This is a genomic window from Fluviicola chungangensis (assembly GCF_007558725.1).
Classification (GTDB): Bacteria; Bacteroidota; Bacteroidia; order Flavobacteriales_D; family Crocinitomicaceae; genus Fluviicola; species Fluviicola chungangensis.
On record NZ_VLPL01000003.1, the window covers coordinates 41285 to 66756 of the forward strand.

Below are 25472 nucleotides of genomic sequence, written 5' to 3' on the forward strand. Positions count from 1 at the left end.
CTTTATTTAGCTTTCCAATAGTCAAAGTTAATTGAATCAAGCTTAGGAGGTTAAATAGTTGTTAAGTTATTGTCTTAATGTTAGATTTGGAATTCTAAAACGTTAAGATTATGAAAAAAACTTTACTTGCTTTTTCGGCGGTTTTTGTGGCAGGAACTTCGTTCTCCCAAATAATTATGTCCGAAGATTTTGAGGGGACCACTGCACCTGCCATTCCGGCAACCTGGTCGCAAACTACTTTGGCTACCGATGGTGGATTCAAAAGTGGAACAGCTGCGACTCTTTCCAGTCAGTCATTTCCTGTACCAACAACGAATGCAACAAAAATGCTGGTTACAAACGATGACGGATGTAACTGTGACAAAAGCGCAGACAGATTGATTTCTCCTACAATTGACTTAAGTACTGCTGCTGCAGCAGTTATGGAGGTTGATTTATTTTATGCCCAAGGGACATACCAGGGAGCGACAGAATCAGGGAAAATTGAGGTTTCTATTGATGGTGGAACAACTTGGACAACGGCTCAAACTTTGACTGGATCAGCTAGCTGGCAAAATGTTGGAATTAACCTGACTCCTTATGTAGGAAATGCTAACGTAAAAGTTTCATTTTTATACAATGATAACGGAGGATGGTTATTCGGTATGGGAATTGACAACTTCGTTGTTCGTCAACCATCTCCCGACGATGCGAAATTCCTTTCTGCTTCTGTAAATCGTTATTCTTTAACAAGTACTAACAATACGCTTTCCCTTCAGGTTAAAAATGACGGGGCAAATGCAATTACAAGTTTAACTGTTGACTGGAATGACGGAACAGCTCACAGCAGCGTGATTTCTACAAACATCGCTGTTGGTGCTACAGCAACGATCAATCACCCGATTGCCGTGAACTATGCAACTGTTGTTGAGAAAACATTGAATATCAATATTACTGGAGTAAACGGTAATACAGATCCAAATCCGGGAAACAACACAGGAAGTAAACCATTTAACACGGTAAGTGCAAACTCTCAAAAAGTAGTTTTGTTTGAAGAAGGAACAGGTACTTGGTGTGGATGGTGTCCAAGAGGTGCGGTTGCTATGGAATACATGGATAATACATACCCGAACACATTTGCAGGTGTAGCTGTTCACAACGGTGACCCGATGACAGTTACAGCGTATGACGCTGCAGCAGATTTCTCCGGATTCCCTGGAGCAAACGTGGACAGAGTACTTTTAGGAGTAGATGTTTCTGACCAGGATTTTGAGACTTACTATAACGATCGTAAAGACCTGATCACTCCGGTAGGAATTGCAATTCAAACAGGTGGTTCGGGAAATAACGTAACGGTTACTGTTAACGCAACTTTCAGAAGTAACTTTGCTGCTGCAAACTACCGATTGGGTGTAATTATTTCTGAGGATAATGTGACAGGAACAGGATCAACCTGGAACCAACACAATTATTACAGTTCTCAAACAAATAACATTGCATTGACCGGTGCAGGACACAACTGGCAAACAGAACCGGATCCGGTACTTGCTGCAAACATGGAATACGACCACGTTGGTAGAGCATTATTAGGTGGTTACTCAGGTCAGGCTGGTTCAGTTCCTGCGGTTATCGCAGACGGACAAGTAGCTACGTATACATTTAACTATACAGTTCCTGCTACAAGTGTTCGTGCAAACATGCATGCAGTTGCTGTTGTAATTGACCAAGCTACAGGTGAAGTATTGAATGCAAAAGAAATTTCATTGGCAACATTAGGTTTGGCTGAAACATCCACAATCAATATGGAAGTATTCCCTAACCCTGCTTCTGACGTAGTAAACGTTAATTTCGAAGGACAAGGTGGAGATTACACAGTTTCAATCATTGATTTGTCAGGACGTACAGTTGCATCGAAAGTAGTTACTGGTGCTGGCGCTACATCAGTTGCAGTTCCGGTTACAGGTTTGGTATCAGGAAACTACCTGGTATCCATTGCTAATGAGACTGGTTCTTATACTCAAAAATTGATGGTGAAGTAATTCACAGATAATTTTTATAATGACCCCGGTACCGTACATATGGTACCGGGGTTTCTTTTTATCCGACTTTTAGTGCTCTTTGTATTAGATTTATTAACTTTATCGCCCCTTACAATCTCATTATATGGCAAAAGTTCGCAAACAAGACGCACTGGATTATCATGCTTCAGGAAGACCTGGTAAAATCGAGGTCGTTCCTACGAAACCTTATGCATCTCAGCGTGATCTGTCTTTGGCATATTCTCCGGGAGTGGCAGAGCCGTGTCTGAAGATTGCAGAAAATCCTGCAGATGTATACAAGTATACCAGTAAAGCAAATCTGGTTGCCGTTATTTCGAACGGAACAGCCGTACTTGGACTGGGGGACATTGGTCCGTTGGCTTCCAAACCTGTCATGGAGGGAAAAGGCTTGCTTTTCAAGATTTTTGCAGATATTGATGTATTTGATATTGAAATCGATGCGAAAGACCCGGAATTATTTATCCAGACTGTCAAGGCGATTGCCCCCACTTTCGGAGGAATCAACCTGGAGGATATTAAGGCTCCCGAAGCTTTTGAGATTGAACGTCGTTTAAAAGAAGAGTTAGACATTCCTCTGATGCACGATGATCAGCACGGAACGGCAATTATTTCTGCTGCTGCGTTGCTCAATGCTCTGGAATTGGCTAAAAAACGAATCGGTAAAGTAAAAATTGTTATTTCAGGTGCCGGGGCAGCAGCCATTTCCTGTGCGAAATTGTACATGGCTTTGGGTGCTTCAGTAAGCAATATTTTTATGTTCGACAGCAAAGGCCTGATTCATGCAGGACGAACGGACCTGGATGAAATGAAACAGCAATTCGCTCCGCATAAAAAAGATATCTCTTTACAGGAAGCATTCAAAGGAGCTGATGTGTTTATCGGTTTGTCGAAAGGAAATATCGTTTCGAAGGAAATGGTGGCTTCCATGGCAAAGAACCCGATTGTATTTGCATTGGCGAATCCTGATCCGGAGATTTCTTACAAGGATGCAATGGCTACGCGTAATGATATTATCATGGCGACCGGTCGTTCCGATCATCCTAACCAGGTGAATAATGTACTTGGATTCCCGTTCATCTTCAGGGGAGCATTGGATGTAAGAGCAACCGGGATTAACGAAGAAATGAAATTGGCTGCGGTGAAAGCGATTGCAAACCTGGCCAAAGAAACTATTCCGGAAGAAGTCATTGAAGCTTACGGTGAAAAACACATTTCCTTCGGAAGGGACCAAATTATTCCAAAACCATTGGATCCCCGATTGATTTATCACGTTGCACCGGCTGTTGCGCGTGCTGCAATGGAATCCGGGATTGCTCAAAATCCAATAACCGATTGGGGAGAATATGAAATGACCCTGAAGAAGAGGTTGGGATTGGACAACAAACTGGTCCGGCAAATTACAACCAAAGCTCAAAATAATCCGAAACGGGTGGTTTTTGCCGAGGCAGATAATGTGAAAATATTGAAAGCAGCCCAAACAACCTGCGAAGAAGGAGTTTGTTTCCCGATTTTATTAGGAAAACGACGGGTAATCGAATCGTTAATTGCGGAATACTCTATTGAAATTCCGAATCTGACCATCATCGATCCGAAATCGGATACCGAAAAGATGCGTCGCCAGATTTACGGGAAATCGTTCTTTGAAAAGCGCAAACGCAAAGGAGTAACAGAATATGAAGCCATTCAGCTGATGCGGGAACGAAATCATTTCGGTGCCATGATGGTGGAAATGGGTGACGCAGATGCAATGATTTCTGGATTGACCAGAAATTATCGGGATGTAGTTCGACCTGCAATTCAGGTAATTGGCTTGCAAAAAGACGTGAATACGGTAGCAGGAGTATATATCCTGAATACGAAAAGAGGTCCTATCTTTTTGGCAGATACGACCATCAATAAAAACCCTACTGCTTGTGAGATTGCTGAAATTACACACAACGTTGCGAAAACACTCAGAAAATTCAAGGTGATTCCAAAAATTGCATTGTTGAGCTATTCGAACTTTGGTTCCGCTCCGGGTGAAGATTCCGAAAAAATGGCAGAAGCAGTAAAAATCCTGCATGAGAATCACCCCACCTTGGTTGTGGATGGAGAAGTTCAGGCAAATTTCGCATTGAACAATGAGTTGATGAATGAAAAATTCTCGTTCTCACAACTGGCAAATAAAGAAGTGAACACCTTGATTTTCCCGAACCTTTCATCGGGAAATATTGCCTACAAGTTACTTCAGGAAATGACTGATTCGGATGCAATCGGGCCGGTTTTGGTCGGATTGAAAAAGTCGATCCATGTATTGCAAATGGGTTCGTCTGTAAGAGAAATCGTAAACATGGTGAAAGTTGCCGTGGTTGATGCACAAACCAAGTAGAAACAGAAAGCAATGATTGCACATTTGAACGGACGTTTAATTGAAAAAAATCCAACCAACCTGATTATCGAATGCGGTGGTGTCGGGTATTTCGTTAAAATTTCACTGAATACCTTTTCGTCTATCGGAGCGTCGGAATCCGTAAAAGTGTTGACCCAGCAAATTATCAGGGAAGATGCACATTTGCTTTTCGGATTTGCAACTTCCGAAGAGCGCGATGTATTCAATTTATTGTTGTCTGTTTCAGGAATCGGACCCAATACAGCTATCCTGATGCTTTCGTCCATGTCGCCGAATGAGATTGCCAACGCAATACAAACGGAAGATGTACGTTCTATACAAGCAATCAAAGGAATCGGAGCAAAAACAGCACAACGGGTTATTATCGATTTGAAAGATAAGATGTTGAAAGTAGAGTGGAATGATCCGACAAATATTTTTGTCGGAAACAATACAAATCGATTTGATGCGTTAACTGCTTTAATTTCTTTGGGTTTTGACAAAAAATCAGCAGAGAAAGCAATAGAAAAAATTGCCACCGGAGATGAAACTGTGGAAGAATTAATCAAAGGAGCACTGAAAATATTATAAACACTTGGAAAAAAATTTGAACGCTAACTACACAAGAGTGATGCAACTGTTTTCAACGGTTGTTTTCTGTTTTGTATCGCTTGTATTCTGGGGACAAACCCCACCGGATACTACATTGCCATTTCCGATTACCAATCCGTTGGACCCTACTCAAAACAATCCTCAAACTTTTGACCTGGGAGATCCTTCCGGTGTAAAGAAAAGTATCGTCTTTGATCCGGTTACAGGGAAGTATATCTTCTCTGAAACAATGGGTAATACCAACCTGAATTATCGAAATCCTTCCATGATGACACTGGAAGAGTACCTGGAATATGAACGTCAAAAATCATTAAAGGAAAACTGGAAAGATAAAATTGACGCTCAGACAGAAGAAGACCGGGCGCTGGAGTTTCCGATTAAAATCCCATCCAAAGTATTTACCAGCTTCTTCGGATCTGATGAAATTACCATTCGTCCGCAAGGATCGATCGAATTGGCTTTTGGTGTCAACACTTCCCGCTACGACAACCCTATTTTACCTGTAAAACAGCGAAAAATTACCCGTTTCGACTTTCAGCAGCAGATACAGATGAACTTGGTCGGACAGATCGGGACAAAACTGAAATTGAGCGCAAGCTACAATACGCAGGCAGCATTCGATTTTGATAACGTAACGAAATTGGGATATTCCGGAGATGAAGATCAAATCATTCAGCGAATTGAATTGGGGAATGTAAGTTTTCCTTCGTTTGGAGCTTTGATTCCGGGTTCTCAAACTTTGTTCGGAGCTTATGCTAAATTGCGTTTCGGGGATTTAACGGTCGATGCGATCGGTGCCTCATCGAAAGGAAAAAGAACAGAAATTAATATTACCGGGAAAGCACAAATCCAACCTTATGAGGTTACTGCGGATAATTACGAAGCAAATCGTCACTACTTCCTGAATTTGTTCTTTCATGACCAGTATGATGCCGCCATGTCCCAAATGCCGAATGTGGCCTCTGAAACGTATGTGACAAGAATGGAGGTTTGGGTAACCAACAAGGTCAATAACACGGAAAATTCAAGAAATATCCTTGCCTTTTCGGATTTAGGGGAATCTCAGCCGCAAAACTTAGTGGGTGCTCCCGGAGGCTTGTCTTCATCTCCGTTTCCGAGCAATCAATCAAATGCACTTTACAATTACCTGACAGCGGGTCCTTCAAGTCCTGCGATCCGCGGATTTAACGGAGCTGTAGCAGAACTTTCTTCGCAAACAGCTACTCCGGGGCCATTTCAGCAGGCAATTCACTATGAGAAGGTAGAAAATGCCCGAAAGTTGAGTGAATCTGAATATACCTATAATGCGTTGCTTGGATTTATTTCCTTAAGTCAACCCCTGAATAACGATGAAGTATTGGCGGTTGCGTATGAATATACTTACAGGGGAACCACCTATCAGGTCGGGGAATTTTCTACGGACGGTATTGCCGGTCAGAGCGCACTGATGCTAAAATTATTGAAACCGACAATCACCAATCCGACCTTGAAGATTTGGGATTTGATGATGAAAAACGTCTATTCAATCGGTGCATACCAGGTAGACCAAACCGGGTTTAAGCTGAATATTTTCTACAATAACCCGGAGACATCCGTTTTGGCACCTATTTTCCCGTATAGCGGATTGGATGACACCCAGATCATCACGCTGGTTGAAATGGACCGGCTGAATGTCAACAACCAGCAGTTTTCTGATGGATTGTTCGATTTCGTTCCCATTGTTTATAACGGACAAAAAGCAGAAACAGGGGGTACGATCAATACGAGGAACGGACGTGTCATGTTTTCAACGACCGAACCGTTTGGGCAAGTACTGAAACAAAAACTGATGGTGAAGGGAATGCCTGAAACGATTGCCAAAACCATTGCATACACGGAACTATATGACTCGACGAAAACGGCCGCTCAGCAAATCCCAAGCAAGAACCGGTTCGTATTCAAGGGGGAATACCAATCTTCCGTTACTTCGGACATCTCTTTGAATGCTTTGAACGTTCCGGAAGGAGCTGTTAAAGTTACCGCAGGAGGAATCCCGATGGTAGAAGGACAGGATTATACGGTAGATTACAATTTGGGTCGCGTAAAGATCTTGAACACAGGAGTATTGGAATCAAATACACCCATCAAAATTTCCATTGAAAGTAACTCAGTCTTCGGGTTCCAGTCCAAATCCATGGTCGGAACTCACCTCAATTACAGGTTTAATAAAGATTTCAACATTGGGGCTACCTGGCTTCGGATGATGGAACGGCCGGTTACTCAGAAAGTCGATTTTGGCAGTGAACCGTATAAGAATAACGTAATTGGTTTTGATATCAATTACCGAACGGAATTACCGTTTTTAACCAAGTTCATTGACTTATTGCCAATTCTTTCCACAAAGGAAAAATCCTTCATGACCTTCAAGGGTGAATTTGCACACTTAATTCCGGGCACTCCGAAGGCGATTTCAAAAGCGGGGATCTCATATGTGGATGATTTCGAAGGAAGTCAGAGTACGATTGATTTAAGAACACAGAGTAGCTGGAGGCTTGCCTCGACCCCGCAAGGTCAAACAGACCTGTTCCCGGAAGGTTCATCAAAGAATTTGTCCAATGGATATAAAAGATCAAAAATTGCCTGGTATTTAATTGACCCGCTTTTTTATCAATCCAATAATCTGACGCCACAGCATATCAAAGACGATCCTACACAGATCTACGATAGCCGTATGCGCCAGGTGCTTCAAACGGATGTTTTCCCGAATCAGCAGCTAACTTACGGAGCTATTCCGACTATCCAGATTTTGGAGTTGGGGTATTATCCAAAAGAACGTGGAATGTATAACTACGATACCATTGCACCGTTGAATGCGGATGGAACATTTACCAATCCGGAAGATCATTGGGGAGGAATTATGCGTTCCCTGACAACAAATGATTTCGAACAGGCAAACGTGGAATACATCCAGTTCTGGATTTTGGATCCGTTTAACGAGGATGCGATGACAGCGACCCCCAACTTAACGGGTGGAGATTTATACTTCAACTTAGGAAACGTTTCGGAAGATGTACTGGCAGATTCAAGAAAAAGTTTTGAAAATGGAATTCCTCCATATGCAGGAGCTAATTACCCGGTAGTCATTACGCCATGGGCAAAAGTGTCTACCCAACAGGTGATCGTGAACGCATTTGACAACGACCCGAATTCGCGTATTAACCAGGATGTAGGTATCGATGGATATAAGTCAGCGGAAGAGATTACTTCCTATTCGGGTTATGTGAATTGGGTTCAGGCTAACGGAACATTATCTGCCGAAACAAAGGCACGTATGATTGCCGATCCCTCCAATGACGATTATAACTTTTACCGCGATGATGTGTATGATCAGCAAGAGTTGAATATTCTTCAGCGGTATAAAAAGTATAATGGGATGGAAGGAAACTCTGCTACGACAGAAATGTCTGATACCATGAATAACGATAAGTACCCGACCCAGGCGCGAAATACTCCGGATTTGGAGGATATCAACCAGGACAATAACTTATCCGAATCAGAGGCATATTTCCAATACAAAGTGAGCTTGCGCCCTGCAGACATGGTTGTAGGGAAAAACCACATTACCAGTGTGGTAACGTTTACGCCAAAGAATTCAAACAAAACAGAAAAGTGGTACCAGTTCAAAGTTCCGCTCAGAGAACCGGAAAGAACGATTAACGGGATTCGTGATTTCAGATCCATTCGTTTCTTCCGGATGTTCATGAAAGGATTTGATGAGGAAGTAATCGTTCGTTTTGCCAAGTTGGAATTGGTTCGCGGTGAATGGAGAAAATATTTATTGGACCTGATGGCTGCGCAAGAAGTTATCCAGGTGGATCCGAACCTGACAACATTCAATATCGGGGCATTGAATTTTGAAGAAAACAATGAGAAAATTCCGATCGGATATCAGATCCCTCCGGGAATTCAGCGGGAAATTGACCCTTCTCAGCCTCAGCAACGCCAGATGAATGAGCAGGCGCTGACATTGGATGTTTGTAACCTTCAGGATGGTGACGCAAGAGCAGCTTACAAGAATGTTCAGTTCGACGTTCGTACCTACAAAAAATTAAAGATGTACGTCCATGCAGAAGAAGTTACGGCGAATACCCTGCACGATAAAGATGTGACTTTATTCGTTCGTTTGGGGACTGATTTCGTTGACAACTATTACGAGTATGAGCTTCCCTTATCTTTGACTCCGTGGTATACCAAAAATGCAGACGCAGTTTGGCCCGAAGTAAATAACATGGAAATCGTATTCCAGGATTTATTGGACTTGAAAAAGCGCAGAAACGATTTATTGGGGGCAAGCGGTTCCGGAGTTTCTTCAAATGTAGAATATGTGATTATAGATCCGGCAAATCCGGACAGAAGACTTAAAGTAAAAGGAAGTCCGAACCTGCAGGGAATTAAAACGATCATGATCGGGGTGCGCAATCCGAGTAAAAGTCAACCGTCGCCTTGGTCAGATGATGGTCTTGCAAAATGTGTACAGGTTTGGGTCAACGAATTGCGTTTGACGGATTTCGTAGACGATGGTGGTTCGGCTGCGATTGCCCAAATGCAGGTTCAGGCTGCAGACTTTGGTAGCTTCTCTCTTTCAGGTAATTATTCCGGTATAAACTGGGGAGCAGTGGATTCCCGTGTTCAGGAAAGACAGCGAAATCAAAAGATCGGAATGGATTTCCAAACCAACTTGCAATTGGGGCAGTTCTTTGGAAATCGTATTAAATTGTCGGTTCCGTTCTTCTATGGTTATTCCGTCGGAATTATTAATCCGGAATACGATCCGTTCAATCCCGATATTAAACTGAGCTCCTATGAAGCAGGCCAAAGAAGAAGTATCGCTAAGATCGCTCAGGATTATACCGAACGCAAATCCTATAACTTCCAGGGAGTTCGCAAAGAACGGGCGGCAGGTAAAAAGGCCCATTTCTATGATATTTCCAACTGGATGGCAGGTTATGGTTACAGTGAAACGTTCCATCGTGATTTTAACACGAATTACGATCGGACAAAACAATGGAAAGGTAGCTTGGCGTATGCTTATACGTTTGATAACAAGCCATTCGAACCATTTAAGAAGACCAAGTTCATGCAAAAATCCAAATGGTGGGGTATATTTAAAGAAACCAGCATCGGGTACTTGCCGAAAACACTTGGCTTTACCAATGATCTTCAACGAAATTATAACGAGCGCCAGATACGTAACACCATTGATACATCAGCAGGAGCATTTGAGTATAAACCGGTATACGTTAAGAACTTCCAGTGGAACAGAGGTTACCGATTGGGATGGGATTTGACCAAAAACCTGAAGCTGACTTTCAACGCAAATAACAGGGCTATTTTCGATGAGCAGGATGGAGAAGTAAACCGCAGAGGAAACGATACTTTATACCGTCAGTTCAAAGATACTATTGCAAAGCAAATGAGAACGTTTGGAAAGACCATGGACTATACTCATGATTACACATTCTCATACAATGTACCTTTTAATTTGATTCCTGCCTTAAATTGGCTAACCGGAAACGCAAAATATACAGGGACTTATAACTGGCAACGTGCACCACTCGGACAGGACGGATCAAAAATCCCTGGTACGAATGCTTATAATCCGGATTACGGAAATATTGTGCAGAACAGCCGAACAGTGAATGCTACACTTCAGGCGAATATGACGACCTTGTACAATAAAATCCCATTCTTTAAAAAGGTAAACACGGGTGGTGGCCCGGCTCGAGGAGCACCGATGAGGAAAAAAGCTGTCGGAGCGGACGATGGCGGGGCCAAACCTGAAGATAAGGGGAAAGAGGCTGTTACGGAATTGAAACCGCCAAAACCATTGGATGAGATGACCAAAAAGGAACGAAGACAATGGGAGCGCAAAAAACGCAAGCATGAACGCCAGCAAAAACGCAAGAAGAACAATAAGGTAAATCCAATTGCAGGTTTTGGAGCGCGCTTACTGATGAGTGTTCGAAATGTTTCCGGAACGTATAACCAAACAGATGGAACATTGCTGCCGGGGTACAACCAGAAAACAAGTGTCCTTGGATTTAACCCTCAGTTCAGTTCCGGAATGGGCGGATTTATTTTTGGTCAGCAATCGTATACCGTTTCGGGTAGAGAAAACGGCTACAATTTTGCACAAACCGCTGCGGATAACGATTGGTTAGTAAAGAATCCGGCCTTAAACCGTCAGCATTCAATTACGCACAATCAAACATTTACCGGACGGGCTACGCTTGAACCGATGAAGGATTTGACAATCGATTTGTCCTTGAACAGAACCATGTCTGAGAACACGAATGATTTCTTCAGATACAATGATCTTTCCGAACGATTTGAGTCGCAAAGCCGTTTCCAGACCGCTACGCTTTCTTACTCAACAATCTCCATTGGAAGTGCGTTTGAGAAATTATCCGCCGGGTATGAATCCGGGAATTTCAAACAAATGAGAGAGACTACGAAACAAGTTTCCGAGTTGTTGGGAGCTTCAAACACGAACTCCAGCGGGAATTCGGGAGGATACCGTGACGGATATGGTATTTCCCAGCAGGAAGTTGTGATTGGTGCGTTTTTATCATCCTATACGAATGGAAAAGTGAACAAGCGTTCCGTGAATCCGTTCAGCGCGATGCCATTACCGAATTGGACCGTGAATTACAACGGATTGGCGAAGTTTGAGAAAATGAAAAAACTGACGAAGAATTTTGTGCTTCGCCACGCATATTCCTCTACAGTGACTTTGGGCCAGGTGCAATCGAATCTGAATGCAACATTTGACCAAAATGGTTCTGCAACGGCTCGCGATCTGAATGGAAATTTCATCGCTGAAAGAAACATTCAGACAGTGACTATTTCGGAACGGTTTTCTCCGCTGATTGGATTTGATGCAACCTGGAACCTGGGTGGTAAAAAGGCAGGAAGCCAGGGATTGATAACGAAATTCGAGATCAAGAAAGATCGTTCTGCTACCCTTTCATTGAATAACAACCAGGTGACTGAAGTGTTAGGAAATGAAATCGTGGTCGGTGCCGGATATAAATTCCCGAAAGTGAGGTTGCCGTTTAAAATCGGAAAAAACAAGCCGGAGAATCCATTGAATATTCGTTTTGACTTTACGTTCCGAGATAACCTGACAGTTATCCGTAAGATTGTTGAATCTACAGAACAGGCTACAGCAGGACAAAGAGTTATTTCGATCAAATCATCGATCGATTACAATATCGGTGCAAACCTGATGGTTCAATTTTACTACGATCAAGTAATTACCAATCCGAAAATCGCAACATCATACCCGACAGGTAATATGAGTACGGGAATTCGATTCCGGTTTAACTTAGGAGGATTGTAAAATGAATATCCGTGCTGCCAGATTAGGTGATGAAACCGCCATTCACGGATTGATTTCCGAATTGGCATTGTATGAAAAAGCACCGGGTGAGGTTACGAATACTGTTGAAAACCTGAAAATCGATCTCTTTGTTGATGGAGTATGCGAAGCACTGGTGGTAGAGAACAACCGGCAGGAAGTTGTCGGTTTTGCATTGTATTACCAATCATATTCCACCTGGAAAGGGAGATGCCTGTATTTGGAAGACTTTTACATTCAACCCGAATACCGGAGAGGAGGAATCGGGTCACGGTTATTTGCAGAAGTGGTGCAGATTGCCAGAAAATGGGGTGTAAAACGAATGGATTGGCAGGTATTGGATTGGAATGAATCGGCCATCCAATTCTATAAAAAACAACAGGCTGTCCTGGACCCTGAATGGGTCAATGGCCGTTTGTTCTTTTGATTCTAAAATTTCCGATTAAATTCGCAGCATGATATTGCGTCCTTTTCTGAGTAATCGTCCATTGGTATTGGTTTTGTTGATTCCAATAGTTGTCGGATTCCAATTGCTGAACGGATATTTTCATTTTCATGCCCTGTTGGATGTAGTGGATTTGGGACTTTGGGGGAAAACAACTTTGTTGGACACCTGGTGGACTTCCATAATTGCTTCGGTCATCGTTATTGCAAATGCGATTCAAATCAATTTCCTGTTCAACCAGCATGAATTTTTAGACAGGAATAATTACGGTCCATCGCTGTTTTATGTCGTATTGATGAGTTTTTCACATTCCTTTTACCAGGTTGATGCGGTTTTAATTTGCCATTTGTTCTTACTTCAGGCTGTACGTCTGTTATTCCAATTGAAAACGCATGAGTCGAACCTGACGACTTCATTCAACAGTGCTTTTTTTATCGGATTGTCTGCATCATTCCTTCCGCCCAGTGCGGCACTGATTATCCCATTCTGGTTTTCCGCCTGGGCGTTACATCCTTTTAGTTTCAGACAGTGGCTTTTAATGATCATCGGTTTTTTGATTCCGATAGCGAACGGCTTAACCTGGTGGTGGATTTCAGGACATACCATTTCGACCCGGATTTTGCGTCACTCATCGTTGATTAAATATGAGGAAGTATTTTTTTACGGAACATCGGCAACGATCGTTATCCTGTTCTTGTTGAGCATTATCGGGATCCAGATCCGGGTACGCGTGAGTAATATTCGATTTAAGAAGTTAAATCGTGCCTTAATCTGGATTCTGGTCGGGACCTTACTTTTGGGAGTAACGGAAATCATTATTTATCAACAGTCCGAATGGCTCAGTATGCTCTTCATTCCCCTGAGCTTCTTTTTTACATTTGCCTTTATTCATCGGATTTGGCAGCGGGTTGCGAGTATCTTTTTTTACCTTACCCTAATTATAGCTGTTGCTAAATTTTTCCTCATTTCATACATGGTTGTCTGACTAGATTGACTAACTTTGTTGCCATTCATGAATTGACGGGCTTTCCGTCGCAAAAATAGATCAATGAAATTTGGTGTTGTTACCTTTCCAGGTTCCAATTGTGATGAAGACATGGTGTATGTCCTTGAAACAATCATGGGCCAACAAGTAGAACGTTTATGGCATAAAGATACCAGCTTGAAAGGGGTAGATTTTGTAGTTCTTCCGGGCGGATTCTCTTATGGGGATTATTTGCGTTCCGGTGCGATTGCAAAACTTTCTCCGATTATGGGTGAAATTATGAACCACGCGGACAAAGGAGGTTATGTAATGGGAATTTGCAACGGATTCCAGATTTTGACAGAAAGCGGGTTATTGCAAGGCGCATTGTTGCATAATAACAACCAAAAGTTTATCTGTAAGAATGTGTACCTGAAACCGGCTACTTCAAACAGCGCGATCACCAAAGGACTAGATCCTGCCAAAGCATATAAAATTCCGATTGCACATGGGGAAGGACGATTTTACGCCCCGGAAGATACAATGAAATCGATTTTAGATAATGATCAGGTATTGTTTCACTATGTGAATGAAGAGGCACAAATTACCGAGACAAGTAATCCGAATGGTTCATTACATCACATTGCGGGAATTTGTAACCCGGGAAGAAATGTCTTTGGTATGATGCCTCACCCTGAAAGAGCCGCAGATGCAGCTTTGGCAAATGAGGATGGAAAACGTTTCTTCGAATCAATCTTGAAATTCTGTTAATATGCGCATTTTATTGTTGGGTTCGGGGGGAAGAGAGCATGCAATTGCCTGGAAAATAGCTCAAAGTTCACATTTGGAACAATTGTTTATCGCACCGGGAAATGCCGGAACCCGACTTCATGGAACAAATGTGGACATGTCTGCAACGGATTTTCCCACAATTAAGACTTTTGTTCTTGCTGAAAACATCAACATGGTGATCGTCGGACCGGAAGATCCTTTGGTAAAAGGAATTCATGATTTTTTCCTTGCAGATCCCCAGTTGAAAAATGTTCCTGTTATCGGACCGAATAAAGAAGCAGCACAATTGGAAGGAAGCAAGGATTTTGCGAAAGCATTTATGATGCGTCACAATATCCCTACGGCCAAGTATGCGACCTTCACCAAAGATACCCTGGAACAAGGATATAAATTCCTGGAAGGAATGAAAGCTCCATACGTCTTAAAGGCTGACGGATTGGCTGCAGGAAAAGGAGTTTTGATTCCTGAAACACTTTCTGAAGCCAAAAATGAATTGAAAAGTATGCTCGCCGATGCCAAATTCGGAGATGCATCTTCCCGCGTTGTGATCGAACAATTTCTAAAAGGAATCGAATGTTCCGTTTTTGTTTTGACAGATGGAGATTCGTATAAAATCCTCCCGGAAGCCAAGGATTACAAACGCATCGGTGAAGGTGATTCAGGTTTGAATACCGGGGGAATGGGAGCGGTTTCACCGGTTCCGTTCTGTGACAAGACATTCATGGATAAGATTGAAAATCAAATCATTATTCCAACGGTTAAAGGATTAAAACAAGATGGAATTGTTTACAAAGGATTTATATTCTTTGGACTGATCAATGTAAAAGGGGAACCTTATGTGATCGAGTACAATTGTCGCATGGGAGATCCTGAAACAGAGGTGGTGATGCCGCGGTTGAAATCCGATTTGATTGATTTACTGGAAGGTGTTGCTACCAATACCCTTTCGGAATGTGACATTCAATTCGAAGAGCGAAGTGCGTGTACCGTTATGATGGTTTCGGGTGGATATCCGGATGCTTATGAAAAAGGAAAAGTGATCAACGGGATCAACAGCGTGACGGATAGTTTGGTTTTCCATGCCGGAACTTCAAGTGACGGCCCGGTAGTTTTGTCAAACGGAGGTCGTGTTCTGGCAGTTACTTCTTATGGAAGGAACCTGGAAGCAGCATTGGAACGTTCCTATTCAAGTATTGAAAAAATTTCTTTCGACAAAGCATACTTCAGAAAGGACATCGGATTCGATGTAGTCTGATTGATTTTTAGTAACTTCATCGCTTTCAGTAGCTGAATGGATCCTGCCGTCATCATTATTATCGCGTCACTACTATTTTCTGCATATTCTTCAGGAATGGAGATCGCCTTTGTGTCTTCCAATCGCTTGAAAGTAGAACTGGATCGCGGAAAAAATTCCTGGTATAGTAAACTATTGGATGTTTTCTACGGAAATGACGGACATTTTTTAGCAACACTCCTGATAGCAAACAACATTGGAATTGTCATTTATGGAATGTATATGGCAGACTGGCTTGATCCCTTGATCGATTCCTGGGGAATCAAACAAGGCTACCTGATCGTTCTGCTTCAGACAATCATCTCTACGCTTATCGTTTTAACTGTTGCAGAATTCCTCCCGAAAGTCATTTTCCAAATTAATCCGAATGGGATTTTCCGTTTAGGAGCATCTCCCATGTTGCTGATATATTGGATTTTATATATTCCGACAAAATTGATCGTTTGGATGAGTAATGGTTTGTTGCGCATTGTTGGAATTCGCATAGAACAATCCGAAAAAGTACTTTCACGGGTTGATTTGCAGCATTTTGTCCAGGATGTAAACGACCGGATGGAGGATGAAGCAGATCTTGGAAATGAGATTCAGATCCTGCAAAATGCACTTGATTTCTCAAAAATCAGAGCCCGTGATTGCATGGTTCCCAGAATGGAGATCGAAGCAATTGATGTGGAAGAAACCATGGAGAACCTGCTGGCGAAATTCGTGGAAACAAGATTGTCCAAATTGCTGTTATATCGTGATTCTGTGGATAATATCATCGGGTATGTACATTCCTACGAATTGTTCAAAAAACCGACTGCGATCACACAAATACTCAGGCCAATTTCTTTTGTTCCGGAAGCTATGCCGGGAAAAGAGTTGTTGGAATTGTTCACCAAGCAAAGCCAGTCGATTGCAGTCGTTGTAGATGAATATGGAGGAACTTCCGGTGTGGTAACTATTGAAGATGTGATCGAACAGATTTTTGGTGAAATTGAGGACGAACACGACGATGAAACCTGGCTGGAAGAGCAGATTGATGAAAATACCTTCCGGTTTTCAGCGCGTGCAGAAATTTCTTACCTGAATCGGACTTACGGGTTGAAATTACCTGAATCAGATTCTTACGAAACACTGGGTGGATTGGTTATTCATGAGTTGGAAACCATTCCGCAAGGAGGGGAAGAAGTAGAAAGTGAACATTGGAACCTGATCGTAGAAGAAGTAACGGATCGCAGGATTGAGATAATCCGGTTGGAGTCAATTAGCTAGAAAAAGGTTGTTAGCAAGTTTACTAACTTGCTGGGAAATGGTGTTCGGGAAACCGCCCTCATTACATTCCTGGAATCATTGGAATTTCAATCCGGTAATTTTTACGATCCGACATACCTGCTTCCACTTGAATAATTCCCTTCTTTTCTTCCAGGTTTCCGTTTGTATCTGCATGGTCAGCCCAGCCCCACCAAGGTTCAATACAAATGAAGGGGGCATCTTTTTTTGTCCAGAAGCCAATCCCGGTCCAGGAGTCACAACTCATCTGCACAAGTGTTTTTCCATCCGTATGTTTTAAGGAAACGGATTGACATTGTGGGGTTTTTAATACAAATGCATCCGATTCAAATAATTCGTCTCCGAGGTTCAAATGATTGGAAACTCCATAGTAAGCAGTTTCTCCTGAGAAATAGCCACCGCTTAATTCTTGTCGTTCCAATTGAATTGCAGAATCAAACTCCAGGTAATAATTTTCCAAAGGTTCCTGTAAATCGAAAGCCGGATGCCCGCCGACCGAGTAGTACATCGGTTCATTTCCGGTATTTTGCGTTTCATAGGAAATAGTAATTCCATTTTCAGTTAGGGAATAACACACGTCGAAGATGAAAGAAAAGGGATAGAGATCCATCGATTGAGTATCTGATTTCAGCCGCAAACGAACCAAGTTCTCGGTTTGTTCTACTACCTCAAATTCCCGGTCGCGTGCAAAACCATGTTGGGTCATATGGTAGGATTTCCCTTGAAACATATAGTTGTCATTGACTAACCGGCCGACGATAGGAAATAAATTTGGCGCTATCCGGTTCCAATGACCGGTTTGTTTGGACCACAGGACGTTTCCGGTTTTTTCGGTTCCGACGAAAATGAGTTCGGCGCCAAACAAATTGATTTCCGCTCGCAGGAATTGGTTTTGGAGTTTGAGATTTGAATCCATAGATTTCTAAAAATAGTTAATTTGAAAAGGAAACCCGCCGAATGAAACAATTTTCGACCCTTATAGTTGGAAATCAATAAAAAATGCGTATATTTGCATCACATTTAAGGTTAAAAACACAAATGAGGGGACGCAAGTCCCCTCTTTTTATCTCACATGATTTCAAAACAAAAAGTACGGGAATTAGCAGAAGAGCGCATCAAAGACCGCGATGAACGCTTATTCATTGTAGAGCTTACGATCAGTGCTTCCAATGTGATTCGCCTGGAGCTGGATAAAACAGAAGGAAATGTTTCGATTGAAGACTGCATGTCGGTTTCGAGAAACATTGAACACAATTTAGACCGGGAAGATGCCGATTTTGAATTGCATGTTTCTTCCGCAGGATTGGACAAGCCTTTACGCGTTCATGCTCAATATGTAAAAAACATTGGTCGTGACCTGGATGTGAAATTGAAATCGAAAGAAAAAGTAACGGGAAAGTTGATTTCTGTTGATGAAGCTGGAATTGTATTGGAACGAGAAGAAAAGCAAGCGATTGAAGGCAAAAAGAAAAAGGAACTGGTGGTGATTGAAAACAAGATCGCCTTTTCAGATATAAACGAAGCAAAAATTGTTATTTCATTTAAATAAGAAGCTATGAACAGCTTGGAACTAGTAGAATCGTTTTCCGAGTTCAAAGAACTCAAAAGCATCGACAAACAAACGATGCAACACGTTTTGGAAGACGTATTTCGTGCAATGTTGAAGAAAAAATTCAACACGGATGAGCACATCGATGTGATTGTAAACATTGATAAAGGAGACGTTCAGATTTTCGTGAACAAGGAAATTGTTGCGGATGGTGAGGTCGAAGATCAAAACACGGAGATCGCTTATTCGGATGCCATTAAAATCGAGCCGGATTTTGAGATCGGTGAGGAGGTATCAGAAGAATTCCGTTTCAATGATTTCGGTCGCAGAAACATTTTGTCACTTCGTCAGAACTTGATCTCGCGTATTTTGGAATTGGAGAAAGACCATTTGTACAAGAAATACAAGGAGCGTATCGGTGAAATTATCACCGGTGAAGTTTACCAGGTTTGGAAGAAAGAGATCATGGTATTGGATGATGAAAACAACGAGTTGATTCTTCCGAAATCAGAGCAAATTCCTTCGGATTACTTTAAGAAGGGTGAATCTATTCGTGCAGTTGTTTCGAAAGTAGATATGCGCAACAGTTCACCGGTAATTATCCTTTCACGTATCGCACCGGAATTCCTGGAGCGTTTGTTCGAGTTGGAAGTCCCTGAAGTCTTTGACGGATTGATTACAATCAAACGCATTGTTCGCGAACCGGGAGAAAGAGCAAAGGTAGCCGTTGAATCATACGACGACCGGATCGATCCGGTTGGAGCTTGTGTTGGTATGAAAGGTTCCCGTATCCACGGAATCGTTCGTGAGTTGCGCAACGAGAACATTGATGTGATCAACTTCACGAACAACCCGAAATTATTCATTCAGCGTGCACTGTCTCCGGCAAAAATTACCAACATCGAAATCGATGAGGAAGAAAAACGTGCAAGCGTATTCCTGAAGCCGGACCAGGTTTCCCTGGCTATCGGAAAAGGAGGATACAATATTCGTTTGGCAGGAAGATTATCCGGATATGAAATCGATGTATTCCGCGATGGGGAATCTGATAATGAAGATGTTGACTTGGAAGAGTTTGCAGATGAAATTGACAGCTGGATCCTGGATGAGTTGAAAGCAGTTGGTTGTGATACGGCAAAATCTGTGTTGGAACTGACCGTGGAAGATTTGGTTCAGCGCACGGACCTGGAAGAAGAAACAATACAGGAAGTATTGCGTATCCTTCGCTCGGAATTTGAATAAGAAAAGCGAAGCTTTTGAAAACACAACGAGCGTTAGCGCAGTTGTAAAAAACAAAGTTTCACAAGAATAAAATAGGTTGGGATTTCGGTCGGGTAAAAAATACCTGACCGATTTTCACCTAAATCTGGTCAACACTAACTATCTTTACACAGCAAAACTGTTCATTCTGATAACAATTGGAGGAACATTAATTAAAAGAAGCAAATAATATATGTCTGGTAAAACACAGCGTTTAGGAAAAGCAGCAGGAGAATTGAATGTAGGGATCTCTACGATCGTCGACTTTTTGGCGTCGAAGGGACAGGCTATTGACTCCAATCCAAATACGAAGTTGGATCCGGAGCAGTATGATATGTTGCGCACTCAATTTGCAGCTGATCAAAATTTAAAGGAGCAATCCAAAATGACAGCAGTTAAAAGAGAGAAGCGTGAGACCATTACTTTACGCGATATCAAAGACGAACCGAAGGCTCACGAAGACGAGGAAGATTTTGATAACACTCCGTCAGAGCAAACAAAAACTGCACCTGTTGTTACTCCGAAAGTTGATCGCATGTCGCCGACAGCTTCAGCGATGCCACAAACTCCAAAAGCAGAGGAGAAGCCGTCAGCTGACGTACCTGAACCTGCTGTTGAGAAACCGGCTGAAGAAACGAAACCAAAATCAGAGAGCGAGCACGCCCAGGAAGAACCGGCTGCTCAGTCTGCTGATGGCGGAATTCAGGTTATCGGAAAGATCGACCTGGATAAGTTGAATACCAAAACAAGACCGGACAAGCGCAAGAAAGAGGACGGACCTATCGATAAAAGCGATTATCCGAAATCTCCGGCTGCGCCTGTTGTCCCTGAAAAAGAAGATGTAAAAGCGAAGGAAACACCGGCTACGGAACCCGAAGCTCCAAAAGAAATAGAAACAATTCGTGTAGAAAGACAAAAATTGTCCGGACCAACGGTATTGGGAAAAATTGAATTGCCTGTTGAGAAACCGAAATCGGTTGGCTCTTCTCGTCCGGGTGATGACCGCAAGAAGCGCAAACGCATCAAAAAAGTGGATGTTGCCAAAACTCCGGGAGCGAATCCGCAAGGTGGTCAGGGAGCACCAGGTGGCGGAAATCGTCCGGGTGGACAAGGTCAGGGAGGAAACCGTCCGGGTGGCGGAAACTTCAACCGGGGCACCGGAAATAACTTCAGAAAAGGTGGACCGATTGATAAACCTGCCGTTTCTGAACAGGACATCCAAAAAGAAATCAAAGACACATTGGCTCGTTTATCTTCCCAGGGAGGTAAATCGAAAGCATCCAAGAACCGTCGTGCAAAACGGGATGACCGCGCGCAACGTCGTGAGATAGAGCAAATGGAAGCAGAACTTCAGGAAAAAATCCTGAAGTTGACAGAGTTTGTTACTGTGTCAGAATTGGCATCGATGATGAACGTCTCCCCGACACAGGTTATTTCAGCTTGTATGTCGTTGGGAATCTTTGCTTCGATCAACCAGCGATTGGATGCTGAAACCATTCAAATCGTAGCGGAAGAATTCGGGTTTGAAACCGAGTTTGTTTCTGCAGATGTTCAGGAAGCGATTCCGGAAGTGGAAGACAAAGAAGAAGACCTGATCGATCGTCCGCCGATTATTACGGTAATGGGTCACGTTGACCACGGTAAAACTTCCTTATTGGATAAAATACGGAATGCAAACGTGACTGCCGGTGAAGCCGGGGGAATTACGCAGCATATTGGTGCTTACTCGGTTACGTTGAAAGATGGCCGAAAAATGACTTTCTTGGATACACCAGGTCACGAAGCCTTTACTGCCATGCGTGCCCGTGGTGCCCAGGTAACGGACGTTGCGATTATCATTGTAGCGGCGGATGACGACGTGATGCCTCAGACAAAAGAAGCAATCTCGCACGCTCAGGCTGCAAACGTACCCATGGTATTCGCCATTAACAAAATTGATAAACCGGGAGCAAATCCGGATAAAATCCGCGAACAACTTTCTGCTATGAATATCCTGGTAGAAGAATGGGGTGGAAAATACCAATGCCAGGAAATTTCTGCAAAACAGAATTTGAATATTGATGCCTTGTTGGATAAAGTATTGTTGGAAGCAGAAATTCTGCACCTGCGCGCAAATCCGAATAAGAATGCAGTCGGAACAGTGATCGAATCTTCTTTGGATAAAGGAAAAGGATACGTTACAAACATGCTGGTACATGCGGGAACCATGAAAATTGGAGATGTGGTATTGGTAGGCCGTAACTATGGTCGTGTTCGTGCAATGCATGATGAGCATGGAGTAGCTTTGAAAGAAGCAGGTCCTTCTCAACCGGTATCTGTTTTAGGAATCAATGGTGCACCGTCTGCCGGAGATACCTTCCATGTCATGGATGACGAACGCGAAGCGAAAGCAATTGCTACGAAACGGGAGCAGTTGTATCGTGAGCAAGGTCTCCGTACAAACAAGCACATTACTTTGGATGAGATCGGTCGTCGTTTGGCGATTGGAGACTTTAAGGAATTGAACCTGATCGTTAAAGGTGACGTGGATGGATCCATTGAAGCATTGTCCGATTCATTGTTGCGACTTTCTACCGAAGAAATCCAGGTGAATATCGTTCACAAAGGAGTTGGTGCAATCACCGAAGCAGATGTGAATCTGGCTTCAGCATCTGATGCGATCGTGATTGGATTCCAGGTAAGGCCGTCAGTTGCAGCACGTAAATTAGCTGAACAGGAACAAATTGATATCCGTTTGTATTCCGTAATCTACAAGGCAATCGACGAGTTGAAAGCTGCAATGGAAGGAATGTTGTCACCGGATATCGAAGAGAAAGTAATCGGTACGGCGGAAATCCGCGAAACATTCGAAATTACGAAAGTGGGGACGATTGCAGGATGTTATGTGATGGATGGAATCATCAAACGCACATCCAAAATCCGTGTTATTCGCGATGGAATTGTGATTCATACCGGTGTTCTTGGATCATTGAAGCGTTTCAAAGACGATGTGAAAGAAGTGAAGAACAACTACGAATGCGGTTTGAATATCGATAAATTCAATGATATCAAAATCGGCGACTTAGTAGAAGCTTACGAAGAAGTGGAAGTTGCAAGAAAATTGTAATTGAAAATACAATATAAACACGTAGGGGCGCGATTAATCGCGCCCCTACGTGTTTATAGGATGGGTTTATTCAATCACCACGAATTCAACTTGGTTCAGATGAGTGAGATCATTGTACACACGGATCAAGTAAGCACCGTCCGCCAGATTTTCCCGTTTCAACGAAAAGTCACTTCCATTCATGATTGCTTGTTGTATTAACTTACCTGTAGGGTCCAAAAGTTCTATCCGGGTGTTTTGCTGTGGGATTGAAAATCGAATAGTCAATGTTTTTGAAAACGGATTAGGGAACAACTGAATTTCCGTGTCCGCCAGGTATTCGTTCAATGAAAGATTGGTAATGCAAATAGTGTCCGTAGTAGAATAAGCACAATCGATACATTTACTCCAATAACAACCGTTCTGTGTCACGAGCAAAGAACTGTCCGAACCGGTGATTTGAACACCGTCCCGGTACCAAATATTCGCAATGCAATCGTGACTTGTTCTCAGTGTTGTTCCATCAAAACTCAAGGAAACAGGAATGTGGTCTCTGACATAAAAGTGTGCGGTATCGCTGTTTGTGATACAACCGATCGGGTCTACATTATTTGCTACCCAAACCAATTGATCTCCGGCAGGTGTTCCATAGTTACTTAACACGGTTTGATTTTCAGAAAACCAGTTTCCATTGCGGTACCAGGTATTTGTTGCAGGAAACCAATACGGAATCGGATACCAGCGTAATACAACCAGCTCACCGCAAGCTACCGTGTCTGCACCAACATCTATAGATAAGTGAATCCGTGGATTTACTCCGATTTTAAACGGCTGACATGAATGCAATTGTTCTCCCGATGAAGTTGTAACGGTTAATGAAAGTTCGGTAGTACTATCAATGTTAAAGACACTGTTTTGAGTTGTTGCGCCATTACTCCACTGATAACTGCTCATTCCCGGAACTCCACCCATACTGATCTGCGCACCGATACAAGCATACGGAATATGCAGGATCGGATCGAGGGAAGTTCCCGAAATACTTCCGGAAATGGGGTAATAAGGTGTCGGAGCTACAAAGGCGTATATAGTTTGGGTCAAAGTATCCGATCCGCCGTAACCGCTTACGTATAATTTAACGTGATATATTCCCGAACCGGCAAATTGATGAACAACTTGCTCGCCCACCGTATCGATGGTTCCGTTCCCGTCAAAATCCCATGCTGCATACAAACAATTTGCTCCGGTTGAATGAAATCCATATTTTCCTGTTCCCTTGCAGAAAGCCGATGAATCCACTGTAAAGGAGGCAACGGGGACGGTACCGCCCGGATGCATTCCACAACCGTTTGATTGTAAAAGAGTTGATCTCAAAAGTGTGAGAGCTGCCTGCATTCTGTTGACCTGGCCTTGTGTAAATGACAAGGGGCAAGATGTATAATCCATATAATTGGGTAGATCCTGTACATCACTGGTGAACGGGTTGAATCCGGAAGTATCACTCATTTCCGTTGAACAGGAATTTCCCTGACACAACGTATTGTCATTTGACATATCGGGAGGAGTATCACACACTCTGTCTCCATCTGTCATACAATTGAAATTGGTGCAATCATTACTGAACGTATGGTATAAATTCAGATAATGGCCCACTTCATGCGTAAGAAGTGAGGAATTATTGGCGAACAAATTATAACGCCCTACAATCCCATCCGTTTCTATTGGTGATCCGGGAAAAGTACCGTAACCTCCGACACCTAATGGATTTTGAAATGGGTCGACAGAGATATTTCCGACTGTCCAAACGTTCAAATACAACAGAGGGTTCCACCGGTTTTGTGTTTTGAAGGTCCAGTCCTGAACATAATCGTAATAATTCAGGGTCAGGATCGAAGAATAATCATGCGTAATTCCGGTTGTCGGATTTCCCCAGGGATCAACTGATGCCAAACAGAATTGAATATCTGCCGGATGACCGCTTGCGTCAAAATACGGTCCTGAATTTTGAAAACGCTGATTTAACTGGTCCACAGCCTGTATTACTGTCGCATCTGGAATATTCTCAGGACCACCCTGGTGCATGATATGAAATACGATCGGAATGGTGTAGGTTGTTTTTTCTTGTTCATTTCCGGAACCGGAGATCAAAAATTCATACAGATTCCGGTTATTTTGATTTACTTTTTCTTCGTATCCGGGTAATCGGTTGATCAAGTCACGGTGCATACCATCTGTTCCGCAGTTTCCTGTTTGAGCAAAGGAATAATTGAGCAGGAACAATGCAAAAAAAAGTAAAATTGTTTTCATAGTCTCTCGGTTTCAGAATTTAGACTCGAAACCGGCGAACCTGGTTGCATAAAAACAAGGATTGCTGATGAGAAGAATTTTTTGACAAA

14 protein-coding genes are annotated in these 25472 nt (G+C 42.7%); 12 read left to right on the forward strand and 2 right to left on the reverse strand.

What is annotated here, in order from left to right; all coding sequences use genetic code 11:
• Window positions 1-110: 110 nt before the first annotated feature.
• The 9 genes from FO442_RS06535 (at window position 111) to FO442_RS06575 (ending at window position 17167) form a co-directional block, all read left to right on the forward strand.
• Window positions 111-2018 (forward strand): T9SS type A sorting domain-containing protein, encoded by a 1908-nt coding sequence (locus FO442_RS06535; RefSeq protein ID WP_144332362.1) that lies wholly within the window; start codon window positions 111-113, stop codon window positions 2016-2018.
• A 124-nt stretch (window positions 2019-2142) separates the two neighbouring features.
• Window positions 2143-4407, forward strand: coding sequence for an NADP-dependent malic enzyme (locus FO442_RS06540; RefSeq protein ID WP_144332363.1), 2265 nt, complete (start codon window positions 2143-2145; stop codon window positions 4405-4407).
• Between the two features lie 12 nt (window positions 4408-4419).
• Window positions 4420-4998: a Holliday junction branch migration protein RuvA gene (ruvA, locus tag FO442_RS06545; RefSeq protein ID WP_144332364.1), complete on the forward strand. Its 579-nt coding sequence runs from the start codon at window positions 4420-4422 to the stop codon at window positions 4996-4998.
• Between the two features lie 40 nt (window positions 4999-5038).
• A complete protein-coding gene (gene sov / locus FO442_RS06550) occupies window positions 5039-12400 on the forward strand; it encodes a T9SS outer membrane translocon Sov/SprA (protein WP_246073834.1) in 7362 nt (2453 codons plus the stop codon).
• Window position 12401: 1 nt separating this feature from the next.
• Window positions 12402-12845, forward strand: coding sequence for a GNAT family N-acetyltransferase (locus tag FO442_RS06555; protein WP_144332366.1), 444 nt, complete (start codon window positions 12402-12404; stop codon window positions 12843-12845).
• Between the two features lie 28 nt (window positions 12846-12873).
• On the forward strand, window positions 12874-13848 hold the full coding sequence (locus FO442_RS06560) for a hypothetical protein (RefSeq protein ID WP_144332367.1): 975 nt from the start codon (window positions 12874-12876) through the stop codon (window positions 13846-13848).
• 63 nt (window positions 13849-13911) lie between these two features.
• The gene (purQ, locus tag FO442_RS06565) at window positions 13912-14598 is read left to right on the forward strand and encodes a phosphoribosylformylglycinamidine synthase subunit PurQ (protein WP_144332368.1); all 687 of its coding nucleotides are present in this window, start codon (window positions 13912-13914) and stop codon (window positions 14596-14598) included.
• Between the two features lies 1 nt (window position 14599).
• Window positions 14600-15874 carry a phosphoribosylamine--glycine ligase gene (purD, locus tag FO442_RS06570; RefSeq protein WP_144332369.1) on the forward strand — a complete coding sequence of 425 codons (1275 nt, stop codon included), beginning with the start codon at window positions 14600-14602 and terminating at the stop codon, window positions 15872-15874.
• Window positions 15875-15910: 36 nt separating this feature from the next.
• Window positions 15911-17167 (forward strand): hemolysin family protein, encoded by a 1257-nt coding sequence (locus tag FO442_RS06575; protein WP_144332370.1) that lies wholly within the window; start codon window positions 15911-15913, stop codon window positions 17165-17167.
• Window positions 17168-17228: 61 nt separating this feature from the next.
• Here the strand turns inward: FO442_RS06575 and FO442_RS06580 are convergent, their stop codons facing one another.
• A complete protein-coding gene (locus FO442_RS06580) occupies window positions 17229-18101 on the reverse strand; it encodes an aldose 1-epimerase family protein (protein WP_144332371.1) in 873 nt (290 codons plus the stop codon).
• 156 nt (window positions 18102-18257) lie between these two features.
• Here FO442_RS06580 and rimP point away from each other — a divergent pair, with 156 nt between their 5' ends.
• The 3 genes from rimP to infB all read left to right on the forward strand — a co-directional run bounded on the left by rimP (window position 18258) and on the right by infB (window position 23100).
• Window positions 18258-18734 (forward strand): ribosome assembly cofactor RimP, encoded by a 477-nt coding sequence (gene rimP, locus FO442_RS06585; RefSeq protein ID WP_144332372.1) that lies wholly within the window; start codon window positions 18258-18260, stop codon window positions 18732-18734.
• 6 nt (window positions 18735-18740) lie between these two features.
• Window positions 18741-19976: a transcription termination factor NusA gene (nusA, locus tag FO442_RS06590; RefSeq protein WP_144332373.1), complete on the forward strand. Its 1236-nt coding sequence runs from the start codon at window positions 18741-18743 to the stop codon at window positions 19974-19976.
• 211 nt (window positions 19977-20187) lie between these two features.
• Window positions 20188-23100 carry a translation initiation factor IF-2 gene (gene infB / locus FO442_RS06595; protein WP_144332374.1) on the forward strand — a complete coding sequence of 971 codons (2913 nt, stop codon included), beginning with the start codon at window positions 20188-20190 and terminating at the stop codon, window positions 23098-23100.
• Between the two features lie 66 nt (window positions 23101-23166).
• Here infB and FO442_RS06600 read toward each other — a convergent pair whose 3' ends face one another.
• Window positions 23167-25383 carry a M43 family zinc metalloprotease gene (locus tag FO442_RS06600; RefSeq protein WP_144332375.1) on the reverse strand — a complete coding sequence of 739 codons (2217 nt, stop codon included), beginning with the start codon at window positions 25381-25383 and terminating at the stop codon, window positions 23167-23169.
• Between the last annotated feature and the right edge of the window lie 89 nt (window positions 25384-25472).